The 247-nt window shown below is 72.1% G+C and carries 1 protein-coding gene; it reads right to left on the bottom strand.

Annotated features, from left to right (window positions below):
• Window positions 1-247 (bottom strand): GyrI-like domain-containing protein (locus ACQG3P_RS21385; protein ID WP_426806177.1); only part of this gene is annotated, 247 nt, incomplete at both ends.

Below are 247 nucleotides of genomic sequence, written 5' to 3'. Positions count from 1 at the left end.
TCCAGAGAGTGGTAGTACAACGGCGCGTCGCGCAGCACGCGCCCGCTGTCGGGCAGCCACTGCCGCAGCAGCGCGGCGGTGGCGGCTTCAAGACCGGCGTAGCTGCCCACGTGGCGCAGCACCGCATGGTCGCCGCCGCCCAGCCGCACCACCCGCATCGGCGGCGGCGGTGCCGCCACATTCGTACCGAAGCCCATCGCGCAGTCGAATTCGCTGGCCCGCGCCGGCACGTCGCGATGATCGTTGA

Origin of the sequence: Stenotrophomonas sp. SrG, from assembly GCF_050031795.1 — a bacterium.
Taxonomy (GTDB): Bacteria; Pseudomonadota; Gammaproteobacteria; order Xanthomonadales; family Xanthomonadaceae; genus Stenotrophomonas; species Stenotrophomonas rhizophila_A.
The sequence above is the reverse complement of the archived record's forward strand: the minus strand, read 5'-3'. Positions and strand labels throughout refer to the sequence as shown.